This window comes from Saccharopolyspora erythraea (genome assembly GCF_018141105.1).
In the GTDB taxonomy this organism is placed as follows: domain Bacteria; phylum Actinomycetota; class Actinomycetes; order Mycobacteriales; family Pseudonocardiaceae; genus Saccharopolyspora_D; species Saccharopolyspora_D erythraea_A.
Genome location: NZ_CP054839.1, coordinates 6,762,340 through 6,775,596, shown reverse-complemented (window position 1 = coordinate 6,775,596; position 13,257 = coordinate 6,762,340). Strand labels below are relative to the sequence as shown.

The following is a 13,257-nucleotide window of genomic DNA, read 5'->3' as shown; positions in this document are numbered from 1 at the left end:
GGGCGGACGTGCCTGGGCAAAGCGGGCTCGGCCTCGGCTGGGCGTGACACGTCCAGTACACTCGTTGACGCGGTTTCGTGTCCGCACGAAGCCGACTTCGCGTGTCCGCACCACATCCGCAGAGATCACGGTCGATTCGCCGGAATCAGCCGGCGACCGCCGTGGGCAGCTCTCGACGGAAGTGCGGTGCCCCCGAGGTCCCGGGGCTCGGTCCGAGCCGCGGGTGGGGACCCCGCCGGACACCAGGGCGGAGGACCACCGGTCCCCCGCGTCAACCGAAACCGCGCGTCCGTTCTCGAACGGCGCGCCCGACACACGAGGTGCGAACCAGGCCATGGCCGTCGTCACCATGAAGCAGCTGCTCGACAGCGGCGTGCACTTCGGGCACCAGACCCGGCGCTGGAACCCGAAGATGAAGCGCTACATCCTGACCGAGCGCAACGGCATCTACATCATCGACCTGCAGCAGACCCTGTCCTACATCGACGGGGCCTACGACTTCGTCAAGCAGACGGTCGCCCACGGCGGGACGATCCTGTTCGTCGGCACCAAGAAGCAGGCGCAGGAGGCCATCGCCGAGCAGGCGCTGCGGGTCGGCATGCCCTACGTCAACCAGCGCTGGCTGGGCGGCATGCTCACCAACTTCCAGACCGTTCACAAGCGCCTGCAGCGTCTCAAGGAACTCGAGACGATGGAGCAGACCGGGGGCTTCGAGGGCCGCACCAAGAAGGAAATCTTGATGCTGACCCGCGAGAAGGACAAGCTCGAGAAGACCCTCGGCGGTATCCGCGACATGTCCAAGGTGCCCAGCGCCGTCTGGATCGTGGACACCAAGAAGGAGCACATCGCCGTCGGCGAGGCCCGCAAGCTGGGCATCCCGGTCGTGGCGATCCTCGACACCAACTGCGACCCGGACGAGGTCGACTACCCGATCCCGGGCAACGACGACGCGATCCGCTCCGCCGCGCTGCTGACCCGCGTGGTCGCCGACGGTGTCGCCGACGGCCTCATGGCCCGCAGCGGCCGCACCAACGGTGCCGCCGAGGGCGAGGAGAAGCCGGCCGGCGGCGAGCCGCTCGCCGAGTGGGAGAAGGAGCTGCTGGCAGGCTCCGGCGAGGCCGAGGCCGCCGCGCCGAGCGAGCAGCCCGCCCAGTCCTGATCCGCTCGCTTCGCGCCCACCGCGACCCGGTGGGCGCGAAGCGGGGTCAGCACCGGCGTTGCCACACTGCCGGTACGACGCCCGGGTGACCACGGCGCGGCCCGTGGCGACCGCGCCGCCGCCGAGCCCGTTCGCCCGGCGGAAACGATCTTTCCCACTGCGCACACATTCCGAAGAAGGACGGACAACGCACGATGGCGAACTACAGTGCGGCCGACGTCAAGCGGCTCCGCGACCTGACCGGCGCCGGCATGATGGACTGCAAGAAGGCCCTCGAGGCGACCGAGGGCGACTTCGACAAGGCCGTTGAGAACCTGCGCATCAAGGGCGCCAAGGACGTCGGCAAGCGCGCCGAGCGCGCCACCGCCGAGGGCCTGGTCGCCGCCGACAACGGCGTGCTGATCGAGCTGAACAGCGAGACCGACTTCGTCGCCAAGAACGACGAGTTCATCGAGCTGGCCGACAAGGTCGTCGCCGCGGTCAAGGCCGCGGGCGCCAAGGACCTCGAGGGCGCCCTGGCCGCCTCGCTGGACGGCAAGACCGTCGGCGAGGTCATCCAGGAACTGTCGGCCAAGATCGGCGAGAAGCTGGAGCTGCGCCGGGTCGCCACCTTCGACGGCAAGGTCGCCACCTACCTGCACCGCCGCTCCGCCGACCTGCCGCCGGCCGTCGGTGTGCTGATCGAGTACTCCGGTGACAGCGAGGAGGCCGCCCGCGGTGCCGCGATGCAGGTCGCCGCGCTCAAGCCGAAGTACCTGACCCGCGATGAGGTCCCGGCCGACATCGTCGCCGACGAGCGCCGCATCGCCGAGGAGACCGCCCGCGCCGAGGGCAAGCCGGAGAAGGCCCTGGAGAAGATCGTCGAGGGTCGCCTGAACGGGTTCTACAAGGACAACGTGCTGCTCGACCAGCCGTCGGTCCAGGACAGCAAGAAGACCGTCAAGGCGCTGCTCGACGAGGCCGGCGTGACCGTGACCGGCTTCGCCCGGTTCGAGGTCGGCCAGGCCTGAGTGAGGCTCCGGCGTCGCGAGCACGCCGGGTGCCGGCTGGGTAGGGTGCCGACCGAGCGGGTCGGCACCGCGCCCGGCGAGATTCGACATGTGCGCCCCGCCTTCGCCGCAAGCGAGGGCGGGGCGCTTTCTCAAGATGGTGCGCGGACGTCGCCGGCCGACCGCGCAGCGCAGGACCTGCCGCCGCTGGAGGAGGAACTAGTGACCGACGAGGGCCCGTCGAAGGGTGGCTACCGCCGGGTGCTGCTCAAGCTCGGTGGTGAGATGTTCGGTGGTGGCAGCGTCGGAATCGATCCCGACGTGGTCGGCACCGTCGCCCGCCAGATCGCGGAGGTGGTGGCCGACGGCGTCGAGGTCGCCATCGTCATCGGCGGGGGCAACTTCTTCCGCGGCGCCGAGCTGCAGCAGCGCGGCATGGAGCGGGCCCGCGGCGACTACATGGCCATGCTCGGCACCGTGATGAACTGCCTCGCGCTGCAGGACTTCCTGGAGCGCGAGCACGGCATCGACACCCGGGTGATGACCGCGATCACCATGGGCCAGGTCGCCGAGCCCTACATCCCGCGCCGGGCGGCGCGGCACATGGAGAAGGGCCGCGTGGTGATCTTCGGCGCCGGTACCGGCATGCCGTACTTCTCCACCGACACCACCGCCGCGCAGCGCGCCCTGGAGATCGGGTGCGAGGTCGTGCTGATGGCCAAGGGCGTCGACGGCGTCTACACGGCCGACCCCAAGACCACGCCGAGCGCGACGCTCTTCGAGACGATCACCCATCGCGAGGTGCTGGAACGCGGCCTGAAGGTCGCCGACGCGACCGCGTTCAGCCTCTGCATGGACAACCAGATGCCGATCCTGGTCTTCAACCTGCTGACCGAAGGCAACATCGCACGCGCGGTCGGTGGTGAGAAGATCGGGACCCTGGTCAGCACCCCGGCGTCGGGTGTGGCCTGATGGTGCTGGAATCCTGATCGGGGCCGCCGCGCACCGGCGACGTCGGCAATGTCAAGCGATCGGCACACTATCAAGGGAGCAGCCGTGATCGACGAGACTCTTCTCGAGGGCGAGGAGAAGATGCAGAAGGCCGTGGAGGTGGCCAAGGACGAGCTGGCCACGGTCCGCACCGGCCGCGCGAACCCGGCGATGTTCTCCGGCATCGTCGTCGACTACTACGGCTCTCCGACGCCGCTGAACCAGCTGGCCAGCATCAGCGTGCCGGAGGCCCGGCTGGTCGTCATCAAGCCCTACGACGCCAGCCAGCTCGGTGCCATGGAGAAGGCCATCCGCGACTCCGACCTCGGGGTGAACCCGTCAAATGACGGGCAGCTCATCCGGATCTCGATCCCGCAGATGACCGAGGAGCGCCGCAAGGAGATGGTCAAGCTCGCCAAGCACAAGGGCGAGGAGGGCCGGATCACCGTCCGCGGCATCCGCCGCAAGGTCAAGGAAGAGATCGACCGCATCGTCAAGGACGGCGAGGCAGGCGAGGACGAGGGCACCCGCGGTGAGAAGGAGCTCGAGAACCTCACGCACCGCTACGTCGGCCAGATCGACGACCTCGTCAAGCACAAGGAAGCGGAACTCCTGGAAGTCTGAGTGGTGACGGCCGGCCAGTGCGAAGGTGAGTCCGGGATGCCCGCTGAAGCTCCGGACCCGCCTTCGCGTCCCTCCAGGGCCGGACGTGATCTTCGTGCGGCGATCGCGGTCGGGCTCGTGCTCGGGGCTGCGATCATCTTCTCGCTGCTGATGCTGCGGTTCCTGTTCATCGGGGTCGTCGCGGCCGCGGTCGCGGTCTCGACGGTGGAGCTGGCGGGGGCGTTGCGGCGCGGTGCGGGCATCCGGGTCTCGCTGCCGCCGGTCCTGCTCGGCGGTCAGCTGATGGTGTGGTTGTCCTGGCCGTTCGGCCTACGGGGACTGCTGGTCGGGTTCGCCATCACGACGCTGGGCTGCCTGGCGTGGCGGTTCCGCGACGGAGTCGACGGCTACGTGCGCGACGCGACGGCCTCGGTGTTCACCGCCGCCTACGTGCCGATGTTCGCCGCGTTCGCGGCGATGCTGGTGCGTCCTGAGGACGGGGCCTTCCGCGCGTTGTGCTTCATGATCGGCGTGGTCGCCTCCGACACCGGTGGCTACGCGTTCGGCGTCCTGCTCGGCAAGCACCCGATGGCTCCGAAGGTGAGCCCGAAGAAGTCCTGGGAGGGCTTCGGCGGCTCGATGCTGGCCGGGGTGGTCGCCGGGGCGCTGTCGGTCTGGCTGCTGCTCGACGGGCAGTGGTGGCAGGGTGCGCTGTTCGGCGCTGCGCTGGTGTGCAGCGCGACGCTGGGCGACCTGATGGAGTCGCTGATCAAGCGCGACCTCGGTATCAAGGACATGGGCAACCTGCTGCCCGGCCACGGCGGGCTGATGGACCGGATGGACTCGCTGCTGCCGTCGGCGGTGGTGGCGTGGCTGATGCTGTTCTGGCTGCTCCCGGTGTGATGCGGACCTGGCGCTCGCGGCCTCGCGCGGAGGTCACGCCCAGCCCGAACATCTGGCACTGGCCGGAGGTCTACGAGGTCGAGAACCGCGCCCAGGACTCGACGGGGGCGCTGTGGAGCGCGCTGCGCGAGCGGTGCGACTGGACTGGCCGGGACGTGGTCGACGTCGGCTGCGGGGACGGCTTCCACCTGGCTCTGTTCGCCGGGTCCGCGCGCAGCGCGATCGGCGTTGAGCCGCATCCGCCGCTGGCGCGGCGGGCGCGGGAGCGGCTGGCGGGCGTGGCGGGCGCCGACGTGCGGATCGCGCCCGCTCAGCGGTTGCCGCTGGCCGACGCCAGCGCGGATCTGGTGCACGCGCGCACCGCTTACTTCTTCGGACCGGGTTGCGAGCCGGGGCTGGCGGAGGCCGAGCGCGTGCTGCGGCCTGGTGGGACGCTCGCGATCGTCGACCTGGACCTCGCCTGCTCGCCCTACGGCGACTGGATGCGCGCCGACACCCCGCACCTGGACGCGGGCGAGGTTGAGGCGTTCTTCGAGCGCCACGGCTTCACCAGCCGTTCGGTGGACACGGTGTGGCGCTTCGCCGGGCGCGCGCAGCTCGAAGCGGTGCTCGGCATCGAGTTCTCGGCGAAGGTGGCCCGGCGGGCGGTGCGGGAGACCCCGGGCACCACTGTCGAGGTCGGCTACCGGCTGCGGGTGCGCACCAAGCCCACCGGCCTCCTGCGGGTCTGAGCGGGCTCGCGGTCCCGCTCACTCGCCGGTGCGCAGCGCGGTGTCGATGACGAAGAACGGCGCCCCCACGACGTCCTGCAACTGGGCGAGCCTGCCGTGCGGGGAGTCCGACGGTTCGCGCAGCACCTTGCCGCCGAGGACCACGGCCCGCTCGACCGCGCTGTCGGTGTCCTGGTCCGGGTTCACCTGGAAGTAGAGCTGCCAGTGCGGCGGCAGGTCCGTGGGCAGGGCCGCCGAGGCGTCGAAGCGCCCCGCGGTCGGCATGTCGTCGACGTACCAGACGGTGTAGTCGAACTCGCCGCCCGGTTCGCCGATCTGCTCCTGGCGGTAGCCCAGCAGGTCGGCGTAGAAGGGGTCGGCCGAGGACGCGTCGCGGGTGTGCAGCTCGGCCCAGCACAGCATCCCCGCGTGGTCGCGTCCGAAGGTCGCGCCAGGCGGCGCCTGCCACAGCCCGACCACGGCGCCGGAGGGGTCCCGGGCGACCAGGAAGGTCTCGTCGGCCGGGGTCTCGGTCGGCGGGATGAGCACCTGCCCGCCCAGCGCGTGGACGTGGTCGGCGGCGCGCTGCACGGACCCGCACTCCAGGTACAGCGTCCAGACCGTGGGCATCTCCGCGACGGGCTCCAGGATGCCCGCCACAGGTGTCTTCGCCGCGAACGCGACGCTGTAGTCGGGCTGCCGGCGCCACGTCCAGCCGAACAGGCCGGTGTAGAAGTCCCGGGCGTTGCCGGGGTCGGTCGTGGCCAGGTCCACCCAGGCGGGTGAGCCAACTGCACTGGGCATTGCGCCTCCCGGTTCCGGACGGGATACGACGCCCCAATGGTGCTGGCAACCGGCGGTCGGCACCCGTCGAAACCACTCCAGGGGCCGGTAGCGCTGAGTGATCGGTGACACGTACCGTGATCGTCGGCAGGCCGGCGCCGCTGCTACCGCCCGAACGAGAACCGGGTGGCGTATCAAGGCGACCACAGGCGGCCTGCGAAGTTACTCTTCGGTGCTTTTTCCGCAACGTGAACGCCCCCGAATGACGCCTTGATACTCGGCGCGAGCCGTGATCGACTTATATCGGTCACTCAGGGTGTGCGCGTTACACCCGAGGACTTGCAAAGGCAACGCAGACGGGCAACAGGAGCAGCCATGGCCGACCGCGCCGCGAAGCCGGTGACCGCGGGCCTGAGCCAGGTTGCCCAGATGGACCGGCGGGAGCGCGCCCGCATCGTCCGCCAGCTCTGCCAGCAGTACCCGGCTTTCCGGTCGCTGCTCACCCAGGTGACGGTGGCCCGGGGAGTGGCGTTCACATCCGGGCTGGCGCTGGCCCTCGCGGTGATGTTCCTCGCGCAGGGCGTCTCGGTCTGGTGGGTCGCGACGCTGGTCCTGGGCGGGCTGGTCGGGTTCGGCTACGTCGCCGTCGTCCTCACCGACAGCCGTTTCGACCTGCTGCTGGCCGTGCTCGGCGCGCACCGCACCGACGAGTTGCACGGGCGGCTGGTGACCGACCAGATCTACGGCGAGGAGAAGCCGGAGTCGCAGCAGTCCACGCCGCCGGTGGTGAACTCCCGGCCGGCGATGGGCGCGGCCCGCCTGCTGCGCAGGCAGAACGCCTCCTGAAGCCGCACAGGCGTCACCTGACGGCGATCGACAGCGCCGCGGCGATCTCGTCCCCGAGGAAGTGCGTCTGGGCTTCCGGCGGCTCGCCGACCCGCACCACCAGCGGCCCGCCGAACGGCTTGCGCTCGACGATCTCGATGCGGGTGCCCAGCGTGATGTGGTGGTCGGTGAGGTAGCGCAGCAGCTCCGAGTCGGTGTCCCAGACTCGGGCGACGGTGCCGACGGTGCCGGGCTCGACCTGGTCGAGCAGCTTGGTCGCCGGCTTCTCGACCACGCCGTCGGCGGTGGGGATCGGATCGCCGTGCGGGTCATGGGTGGGGTGGCCGAGCTTGGCGGCGATGTGCTCGACGAGCTCGTCGGATACCGCGTGCTCCAGCGCGTCGGCCTCGCGGTGCACCTCGTCCCAGGTGTAGTCCAGCTCCTCCACCAGGAACAGCTCGATCAGGCGGTGCCTGCGCAGCACGTCGTAGGCCAGCCGCCGGCCCTCCGGGGTGAGTTCGACGCTGCGGTAGCGGACGTGGGTGACCAGGCCGAGCTGGGCGAGTTTGTTGATCATGCCCGAGACCGAGGACGGGCTGAGCCCGAGGCGCTGGGTCAGGGTCGCGTTCGTGACGGGCACGCCGCGCTCGCTGAGCCCGTAGATCGCCCGGACGTAGTCCTCGACGGAGGACGACGGACGCTCGGCCATGCTTGTCATGGTCTCAACGATAGAGCCGTGGACGCCGCAACCGATGCGTGCCCGTTGATGAACGGGTCGTGTCGGGGCGTCGTACCACCGGTCGGGCCGAACCTGGCGGGTGTCCTATACCGCGGCGGCCCGCGCGGCGCGCCTGCGACGCCGGCGCAGCGCCTCGGCCACGAGGCCTTGGCCGGGCGCGGCCAGGTAGACCACGGCGAACAGGCATGCCTGGCAGAGCACGATCATCCCGCCGGTCGAGGTGTCGATGTGGAAGCTGAGGTAGGTCCCCAGCACGCCGCTGAACACCGAGAGCGCGGCGGCCACGGCGAGCATCCGCGAGAACCGGCGGGTCAGCAGGAACGCGGTCGCCCCGGGCGTGATGAGCATCGCGGTCACCAGGATGACCCCGACCGCCTGCAACGCCACGACCACGGTCAGCGCGAGCATCGTCAGCAGCAGCGCGGCGATGCGCCGCGGGTTGAGGCCGATGGCGTGGGCGTGGGTGGGGTCGAAGGCGTAGAGGGTGAGGTCGCGCCGCTTGAGCAGCGCGACGGTGAGCACCAGGCCCGCGATGACCAGCACCTGGACGATGTCGTTGTCGGAGACGCCCAGGACGTTGCCGAACAGGATGTGGTTGAGGTCGACCTGGCTCGGGATCCGCGAGACCAGCACCAGCCCGAGCGCGAACAGGCCGGTGAACACCACGCCGATCGCCGCGTCGCCCTTGAGCCTGGTCGTGGACCGCACGGCGGCGATCAGGCCCACGGCCAGGCTGCCGAAGAGGAACGCGCCCGCCGAGAACGGCACCGAGAACACGTAGGCGAGCACGACCCCGGGCAGCACGGCGTGCGAGACCGCGTCGCCGAGCAGCGACCAGCCGATGAGCGTCACCCAGCACGACAGCACCGCGCACACGAGGCCGGCGACGACGCTGATCAGCAGGGCCCGTTGCATGAACCCGAACTGCAGGGGCTCGACGATCCACTGCACCACGTCGTTCACCGCGCTCCTCCCCGTTCGTCCATCGACCGCCTGCCGCGCGCCGGTGCGTCCATCGACCGCCACCTCGGCGGCCTACTGTGTGGCGGGGCGCTCACCGGCCGCCTCCCGCGTCGTCGCGGGGCCTGGCGGCGGCCACCTCGGCACCGAAGGTGCGGGCGAGGGTCTCCGGCGCGAGCACCTCGTCGAGCGGGCCGTGTGCGATCACCCGCTGCTGGATCAGGACGGCCTCATCGCACAGCGCGGGCACGCTGGCGAGGTCGTGGGTGGAGATCATGATCGTGCGCCCCTCGCCGCGCAGCGCCCGCAGCAGCTCGGCGATGGTCGCCTCCGACCTCTTGTCGACCCCGGCGAACGGCTCGTCGAGGAACAGCAGCCGGGCGTCCTGGGCGATCCCCCTGGCGACGAAGGCCCGCTTGCGCTGCCCGCCGGAGAGAGCGCCGATCGGGTTGCCGGCCAGGTCGGTGAGACCGACCCGTTCCAGAGCCGTCGCGACCGCGGCCCGGTCGGCCGCGCGGGGCCTGCGGGTGAGGCCGAGGTGGCCGTAGCGGCCCATCATCACGACGTCGGCGACGGTCACGGGGAACGTCCAGTCGACGGCCTCGGACTGCGGGACGTAGGCGATCAGTCCCTCCCGGCGGGCCTGCCGGGGCGAGCGCCCGAGCAGCCGGATCGTGCCGTGGTCCGGTCGCACCAGGCCCATCAGGGCCTTGAACAGCGTCGACTTGCCGGACCCGTTCATGCCCAGCAGCCCGCAGACCTGCCCGGCGGGCACGTCGACGGTGACGTCGTCCAGTGCCAGCGTCTCGCCGTAGTGGACGGTGACGCCGTGCGCGCTGATCCCGCCGCTCATCGCGAACCTCCGGTCAGCCCGGCCACGATGCTCTCGGCGTCGTGGCGCAGCAGGTCGAGGTAGGTGGGGACCGGGCCGCCGGGTTCGGACAGCGAGTCGACGTAGAGCTTCTCGCCCATCCGGGCACCGGTCTCGGCGGCCACCTGCCGCTGGGCCTTGTCGTTGACCGTCGACTCGCAGAACACAGCGGGCACGCGGTTGTCGCGGACGAAGCGGGTGGTGTCCTTGATCTGCTGCGGGGTGCCTTCCTCGTCGCTGTTGACCGGCCACAGGTAGGCCTCGCGCAGACCCGCGTCGCGCGCCAGGTAGGAGAACGCGCCCTCGCAGGTGACCAGCGCACGGTGGTGTCCGGGCAGCCGGGCCAGCTCCGCGCGCAGGTACTGGTCGATCTCGCCGATGCGGCGCAGGTAGGTGTCGGCGTTGGCGTGGAAGGTGGCGGCGTTGGCGGGGTCGAGCTGGGAGAGCGCGTCGCGGATGTTGGTGACGTAGACGGCGGCGTTGCGCGGAGACATCCACGCGTGCGGGTTGGCCTTGCCGCCGTACTGGCCGCTGCGGATCGGCATCGGCTCGACGCCGCTGGTGAGCGTGACGTGGCGGGCCTCGCTGCGCTGCACGAACCGGTCGAACCAGCGTTCCAGACCGAGCCCGTTGTCCAGGACCAGATCGGCCTTGGCCCCCTTGAGCAGGTCGCTGGGCGTGGGTTCGTACTCGTGGATCTCGGTGCCCGGCTTGGTGATCGACTCGACCACGACCTTGTCCCCGGCGATGTTGCGGGTCATGTCGGCGATCACGGTGAAGGTCGTGACGACGTGCTTGCGCCCGTCGTCGGCCGGCGCGCCCGCGACGGTGCCGCACGCCGTGGCCGTCACCGCGAGCGCCAGTGCGCACGTCAGGGCGACGAACGTGTTTCGGTGACCTGATGCCCGAGTTTTCGCCACGACGAAAACTGTACTAGGTGCGTTGCCGGCCACCAAGGGGTGTGATCGAAGCGGGACATGGGACACTGGACGGCGCTATGTCTGCATCCCTGCCGCTTGTCTTCGACGCGCCCCGCCGCGGCATGCCGCCCCGGCACCTCGCCGACCTCTCGGCCGACGAGCGGCGCGCGGCCGTCACCGAGCTGGGCGAGAAGCCGTTCCGGGCCCGCCAGCTCGCGCACCACTACTTCGGCCGCCTCAACGCCGACGTGGAGTCGATGACCGACATCCCGGCGGGCAGCCGCGCCAAGCTCGGCGCCGACCTGCTGCCGACGCTGCTCACACCGGTCCGCAACGTCGACACCGACGAGGGCACGACCCGCAAGACCCTGTGGCGCGCCCACGACGGCACGCTGCTGGAGAGCGTGCTGATGCGCTACCCGGACCGCGCCACGGTCTGCATCTCCAGCCAGGCGGGCTGCGGGATGGCGTGCCCGTTCTGCGCGACCGGCCAGGGCGGCCTGCAGCGCAACCTGTCCACCGCCGAGATCGTCGACCAGGTCCGCTCCGCGGCGGCGATGATGCGCGACGGCGAGGTGCCCGGCGGGCCGGGCAGGCTGTCCAACGTCGTGTTCATGGGGATGGGCGAGCCGCTGGCCAACTACAAGCGCGTGATCAACGCGGTGCACCGCATCTGCGATCCCGCGCCCGAGGGCCTGGGCCTGTCGCAGCGCTCGGTCACGGTCTCCACGGTCGGCCTGGTGCCCGCCATCAAGCGGATGACCGCGGAGGACCTGCACGTCACGCTCGCGGTGTCGCTGCACACCCCGGACGACGAGCTGCGGGACACCCTCGTGCCGGTCAACAACCGGTGGAAGGTCGAGGAGGTCCTGCAGGCGGCCAGGGGCTACGCCGACCACACCGGGCGGCGGGTGTCGATCGAGTACGCCCTGATCCGCGACATCAACGACCAGCCGTGGCGGGCCGACCTGCTCGGCAAGCTGCTGCACAAGCACCTCGGCCAGTTCGTGCACGTGAACCTGATCCCGCTGAACCCGACGCCGGGCAGCAAGTGGGACGCCAGCCCCAAGCCGGTCGAGCGCGAGTTCGTGCGCCGCGTGCGCGAGGCGGGTGTGCCGTGCACAGTGCGCGACACCCGCGGGCAGGAGATCGCTGCGGCCTGCGGCCAGCTCGCCGCCGAGGAGTAGGTCCCGGCTCGCCTGCGTGGGTGCCTCAGGTCCAGACGCCCGATGTGCCGCGCCGGTGGCTGCCGACCAGGTGGGTGTCGACCATCCCGATCGCCTCCATCAGGGCGAACATCGTCGTGGGTCCGACGAAAGCGAACCCCTTGCGGCGCAGCGCCTTGGCCAGCGCGGCCGACTCCGGGGAGCGCGTGGGCACCTCCGTCATCGTGCGCGGCGCAGGCGTCGTCTCCGGCCGGAACGACCAGACGAACGCGTCGAGGCCGCCCTCGGCGCGCAGCGCGAGCGTGGCCCGGGCGTTGGTGACGGCCGCGCGGACCTTCAGGCGGTTGCGCACGATCCCGGGGTCGGCCAGCAGCCGTTCGACGTCGGCCTCGGTGTAGGCGGCGACCGCCTCGGGGTCGAAGTCGTCGAAGGCCTTGCGGAACGCGGGCCGCTTGCGCAGGATCGTCGCCCACGACAGGCCGGCCTGGAACGCCTCCAGGCTGATGCGCTCGTATAGCGCCTGCTCGCCGCGCACCGGCATGCCCCACTCGGTGTCGTAGTAGTCGCGCAGCAGCGGATCGCTCGCCGCCCACGGCGGCCGGGCGAGGCCGTCGGCGCAGATCACCGCGCCGGTGGAGGGCGCGGCGCGCTCGTCGTCGGCGGGCACCTGATCGGCGGGCATCAGAACAGCCTGCCCTCCTTCGCCTCGGACGGTTCCTCCAGCGCCAGCAGGAACCGCTTGCGGTCGAGGCCGCCGGCGTAGCCGGTGAGCTTGCCGTCCGCGCCGACGACGCGGTGGCACGGCACGATCACCGACAGCGGGTTGCGGCCGTTGGCCGCGCCGACCGCCTGCGAGTAGCCGACGCCGCCCAGTTCGCGCGCGAGGTCGCCGTAGGTGCGCGTCTCGCCGTAGGGGATGCGGGTGAGCAGCTCCCAGACGCGCTGGTGGAACTCGTCGCCGCGCGGGGCCAGCGGCAGGTCGAAGGTGGTCCGCTCACCGGCGAAGTACTCGCCGAGCTGGCGCTCGGTCTCCTCGAAACCGGTGTCCACGCGCTGCCCCATGCTCTCGGCGCCGGGCTTTCGCCGATGGTCCTCGTAGTACAGGCCGACCAGGGCGCCGTCGGTGGCGACGGCGGTCAGTTCGCCGACCGGTGAGTCGATCACCGCGTGCACCGTGCTCATGTCGTCTCCATAAGATCGTTGGTGTTCAGGACGTGGTGTTCTGGATGCCCAGGGCGGCGGGGTGTGGCTGATGTTGTCTTGCCGTGGCCGCCTACGCAGGACTCGCACCCGTCCCCCGCGACTCCGGGCGCATCCGCGGCAACCTGCACCGCCCGAAGCGCTACCACCGCGGCCTGCGGCGGGTGTTCTACCTCGCCGCGCTGTCGAGCATCAAACGCCCCGACAGCCCCTCCCGTTCCTTCTACCAGCGCAAACGTGGCGAGGGGAAACGGCACACCCAGGCATTGATCGCGCTCGCCCGCCGCCTGGTCGACGTGATCTGGGCACTGCTGCGCGACGGCCGCACCTTCCAGATCACGCCACCGCCCCAGACCGACGCGACTTGACACGATCATTGAGACTCCTCGGGTCCTCGTGTCCTCCGTCCGGTAGACGTTCGGGCGGGGCCGAGCGTGAG

The 13,257-nt window shown here is 70.8% G+C and carries 15 protein-coding genes and 1 pseudogene; 9 read left to right on the top strand and 7 right to left on the bottom strand.

The features are described 5' to 3' along the window. Positions 1–334 precede the first annotated feature (334 nt). The 6 genes from rpsB (at position 335) to HUO13_RS30245 (ending at position 5,375) form a co-directional block, all read left to right on the top strand. On the top strand, positions 335–1,159 hold the full coding sequence (gene rpsB, locus HUO13_RS30270) for a 30S ribosomal protein S2 (protein WP_211898357.1): 825 nt from the start codon (positions 335–337) through the stop codon (positions 1,157–1,159). A 194-nt stretch (positions 1,160–1,353) separates the two neighbouring features. Next, positions 1,354–2,169, top strand: a complete 816-nt coding sequence (tsf, locus tag HUO13_RS30265; protein WP_211898356.1) for a translation elongation factor Ts — start codon at positions 1,354–1,356, stop codon at positions 2,167–2,169. Positions 2,170–2,370: 201 nt separating this feature from the next. Next, entirely contained in the window at positions 2,371–3,120 is a 750-nt protein-coding gene (pyrH, locus tag HUO13_RS30260) for a UMP kinase (protein ID WP_009943635.1), read from the top strand. Positions 3,121–3,204: 84 nt separating this feature from the next. Then, positions 3,205–3,762 carry a ribosome recycling factor gene (gene frr, locus HUO13_RS30255; protein WP_211898355.1) on the top strand — a complete coding sequence of 186 codons (558 nt, stop codon included), beginning with the start codon at positions 3,205–3,207 and terminating at the stop codon, positions 3,760–3,762. Positions 3,763–3,798: 36 nt separating this feature from the next. After that, the gene (locus HUO13_RS30250; protein ID WP_211898354.1) at positions 3,799–4,644 is read left to right on the top strand and encodes a phosphatidate cytidylyltransferase; all 846 of its coding nucleotides are present in this window, start codon (positions 3,799–3,801) and stop codon (positions 4,642–4,644) included. After that, positions 4,644–5,375: a class I SAM-dependent methyltransferase gene (locus HUO13_RS30245; protein WP_211903265.1), complete on the top strand. Its 732-nt coding sequence runs from the start codon at positions 4,644–4,646 to the stop codon at positions 5,373–5,375. The genes HUO13_RS30250 and HUO13_RS30245 overlap by 1 nt, the downstream gene beginning before the upstream one ends. An 18-nt stretch (positions 5,376–5,393) precedes the next feature. Here the strand turns inward: HUO13_RS30245 and HUO13_RS30240 are convergent, their stop codons facing one another. Next, positions 5,394–6,158: a VOC family protein gene (locus HUO13_RS30240; RefSeq protein ID WP_211898353.1), complete on the bottom strand. Its 765-nt coding sequence runs from the start codon at positions 6,156–6,158 to the stop codon at positions 5,394–5,396. A gap of 354 nt (positions 6,159–6,512) precedes the next feature. Here HUO13_RS30240 and HUO13_RS30235 point away from each other — a divergent pair, with 354 nt between their 5' ends. Further along, positions 6,513–6,983, top strand: a complete 471-nt coding sequence (locus HUO13_RS30235; RefSeq protein WP_211898352.1) for a hypothetical protein — start codon at positions 6,513–6,515, stop codon at positions 6,981–6,983. A gap of 13 nt (positions 6,984–6,996) precedes the next feature. Here the strand turns inward: HUO13_RS30235 and HUO13_RS30230 are convergent, their stop codons facing one another. The 4 genes from HUO13_RS30230 to HUO13_RS30215 all read right to left on the bottom strand — a co-directional run bounded on the left by HUO13_RS30230 (position 6,997) and on the right by HUO13_RS30215 (position 10,452). Then, positions 6,997–7,671, bottom strand: a complete 675-nt coding sequence (locus tag HUO13_RS30230) for a metal-dependent transcriptional regulator (RefSeq protein WP_432757868.1) — start codon at positions 7,669–7,671, stop codon at positions 6,997–6,999. Between the two features lie 114 nt (positions 7,672–7,785). Continuing rightward, positions 7,786–8,664 carry a metal ABC transporter permease gene (locus HUO13_RS30225; RefSeq protein WP_282975072.1) on the bottom strand — a complete coding sequence of 293 codons (879 nt, stop codon included), beginning with the start codon at positions 8,662–8,664 and terminating at the stop codon, positions 7,786–7,788. 91 nt (positions 8,665–8,755) lie between these two features. Continuing rightward, on the bottom strand, positions 8,756–9,514 hold the full coding sequence (locus HUO13_RS30220; RefSeq protein ID WP_211898350.1) for a metal ABC transporter ATP-binding protein: 759 nt from the start codon (positions 9,512–9,514) through the stop codon (positions 8,756–8,758). Continuing rightward, positions 9,511–10,452, bottom strand: coding sequence for a metal ABC transporter substrate-binding protein (locus HUO13_RS30215; RefSeq protein WP_211898349.1), 942 nt, complete (start codon positions 10,450–10,452; stop codon positions 9,511–9,513). The genes HUO13_RS30220 and HUO13_RS30215 overlap by 4 nt, the downstream gene beginning before the upstream one ends. A 77-nt stretch (positions 10,453–10,529) precedes the next feature. Between HUO13_RS30215 and rlmN the strand changes: the two genes are divergently transcribed. Then, complete coding sequence (rlmN, locus tag HUO13_RS30210; RefSeq protein ID WP_211898348.1) at positions 10,530–11,639, top strand: 23S rRNA (adenine(2503)-C(2))-methyltransferase RlmN; 1,110 nt, start codon at positions 10,530–10,532, stop codon at positions 11,637–11,639. A gap of 25 nt (positions 11,640–11,664) precedes the next feature. On the opposite strand, the gene HUO13_RS30205 is transcribed toward rlmN, so the two are convergent. Continuing rightward, the gene (locus HUO13_RS30205) at positions 11,665–12,300 is read right to left on the bottom strand and encodes a DNA-3-methyladenine glycosylase I (protein ID WP_211898347.1); all 636 of its coding nucleotides are present in this window, start codon (positions 12,298–12,300) and stop codon (positions 11,665–11,667) included. Beyond that, positions 12,300–12,800 (bottom strand): methylated-DNA--[protein]-cysteine S-methyltransferase, encoded by a 501-nt coding sequence (locus HUO13_RS30200; RefSeq protein WP_211898346.1) that lies wholly within the window; start codon positions 12,798–12,800, stop codon positions 12,300–12,302. Before HUO13_RS30200 ends, HUO13_RS30205 begins: the two co-directional genes overlap by 1 nt. Before the next feature lie 83 nt (positions 12,801–12,883). On the opposite strand from HUO13_RS30200, the pseudogene HUO13_RS30195 reads away from it, so the two are divergent. After that, positions 12,884–13,186: pseudogene (locus tag HUO13_RS30195) on the top strand (transposase); the annotation flags it as partial. Positions 13,187–13,257 lie beyond the last annotated feature (71 nt).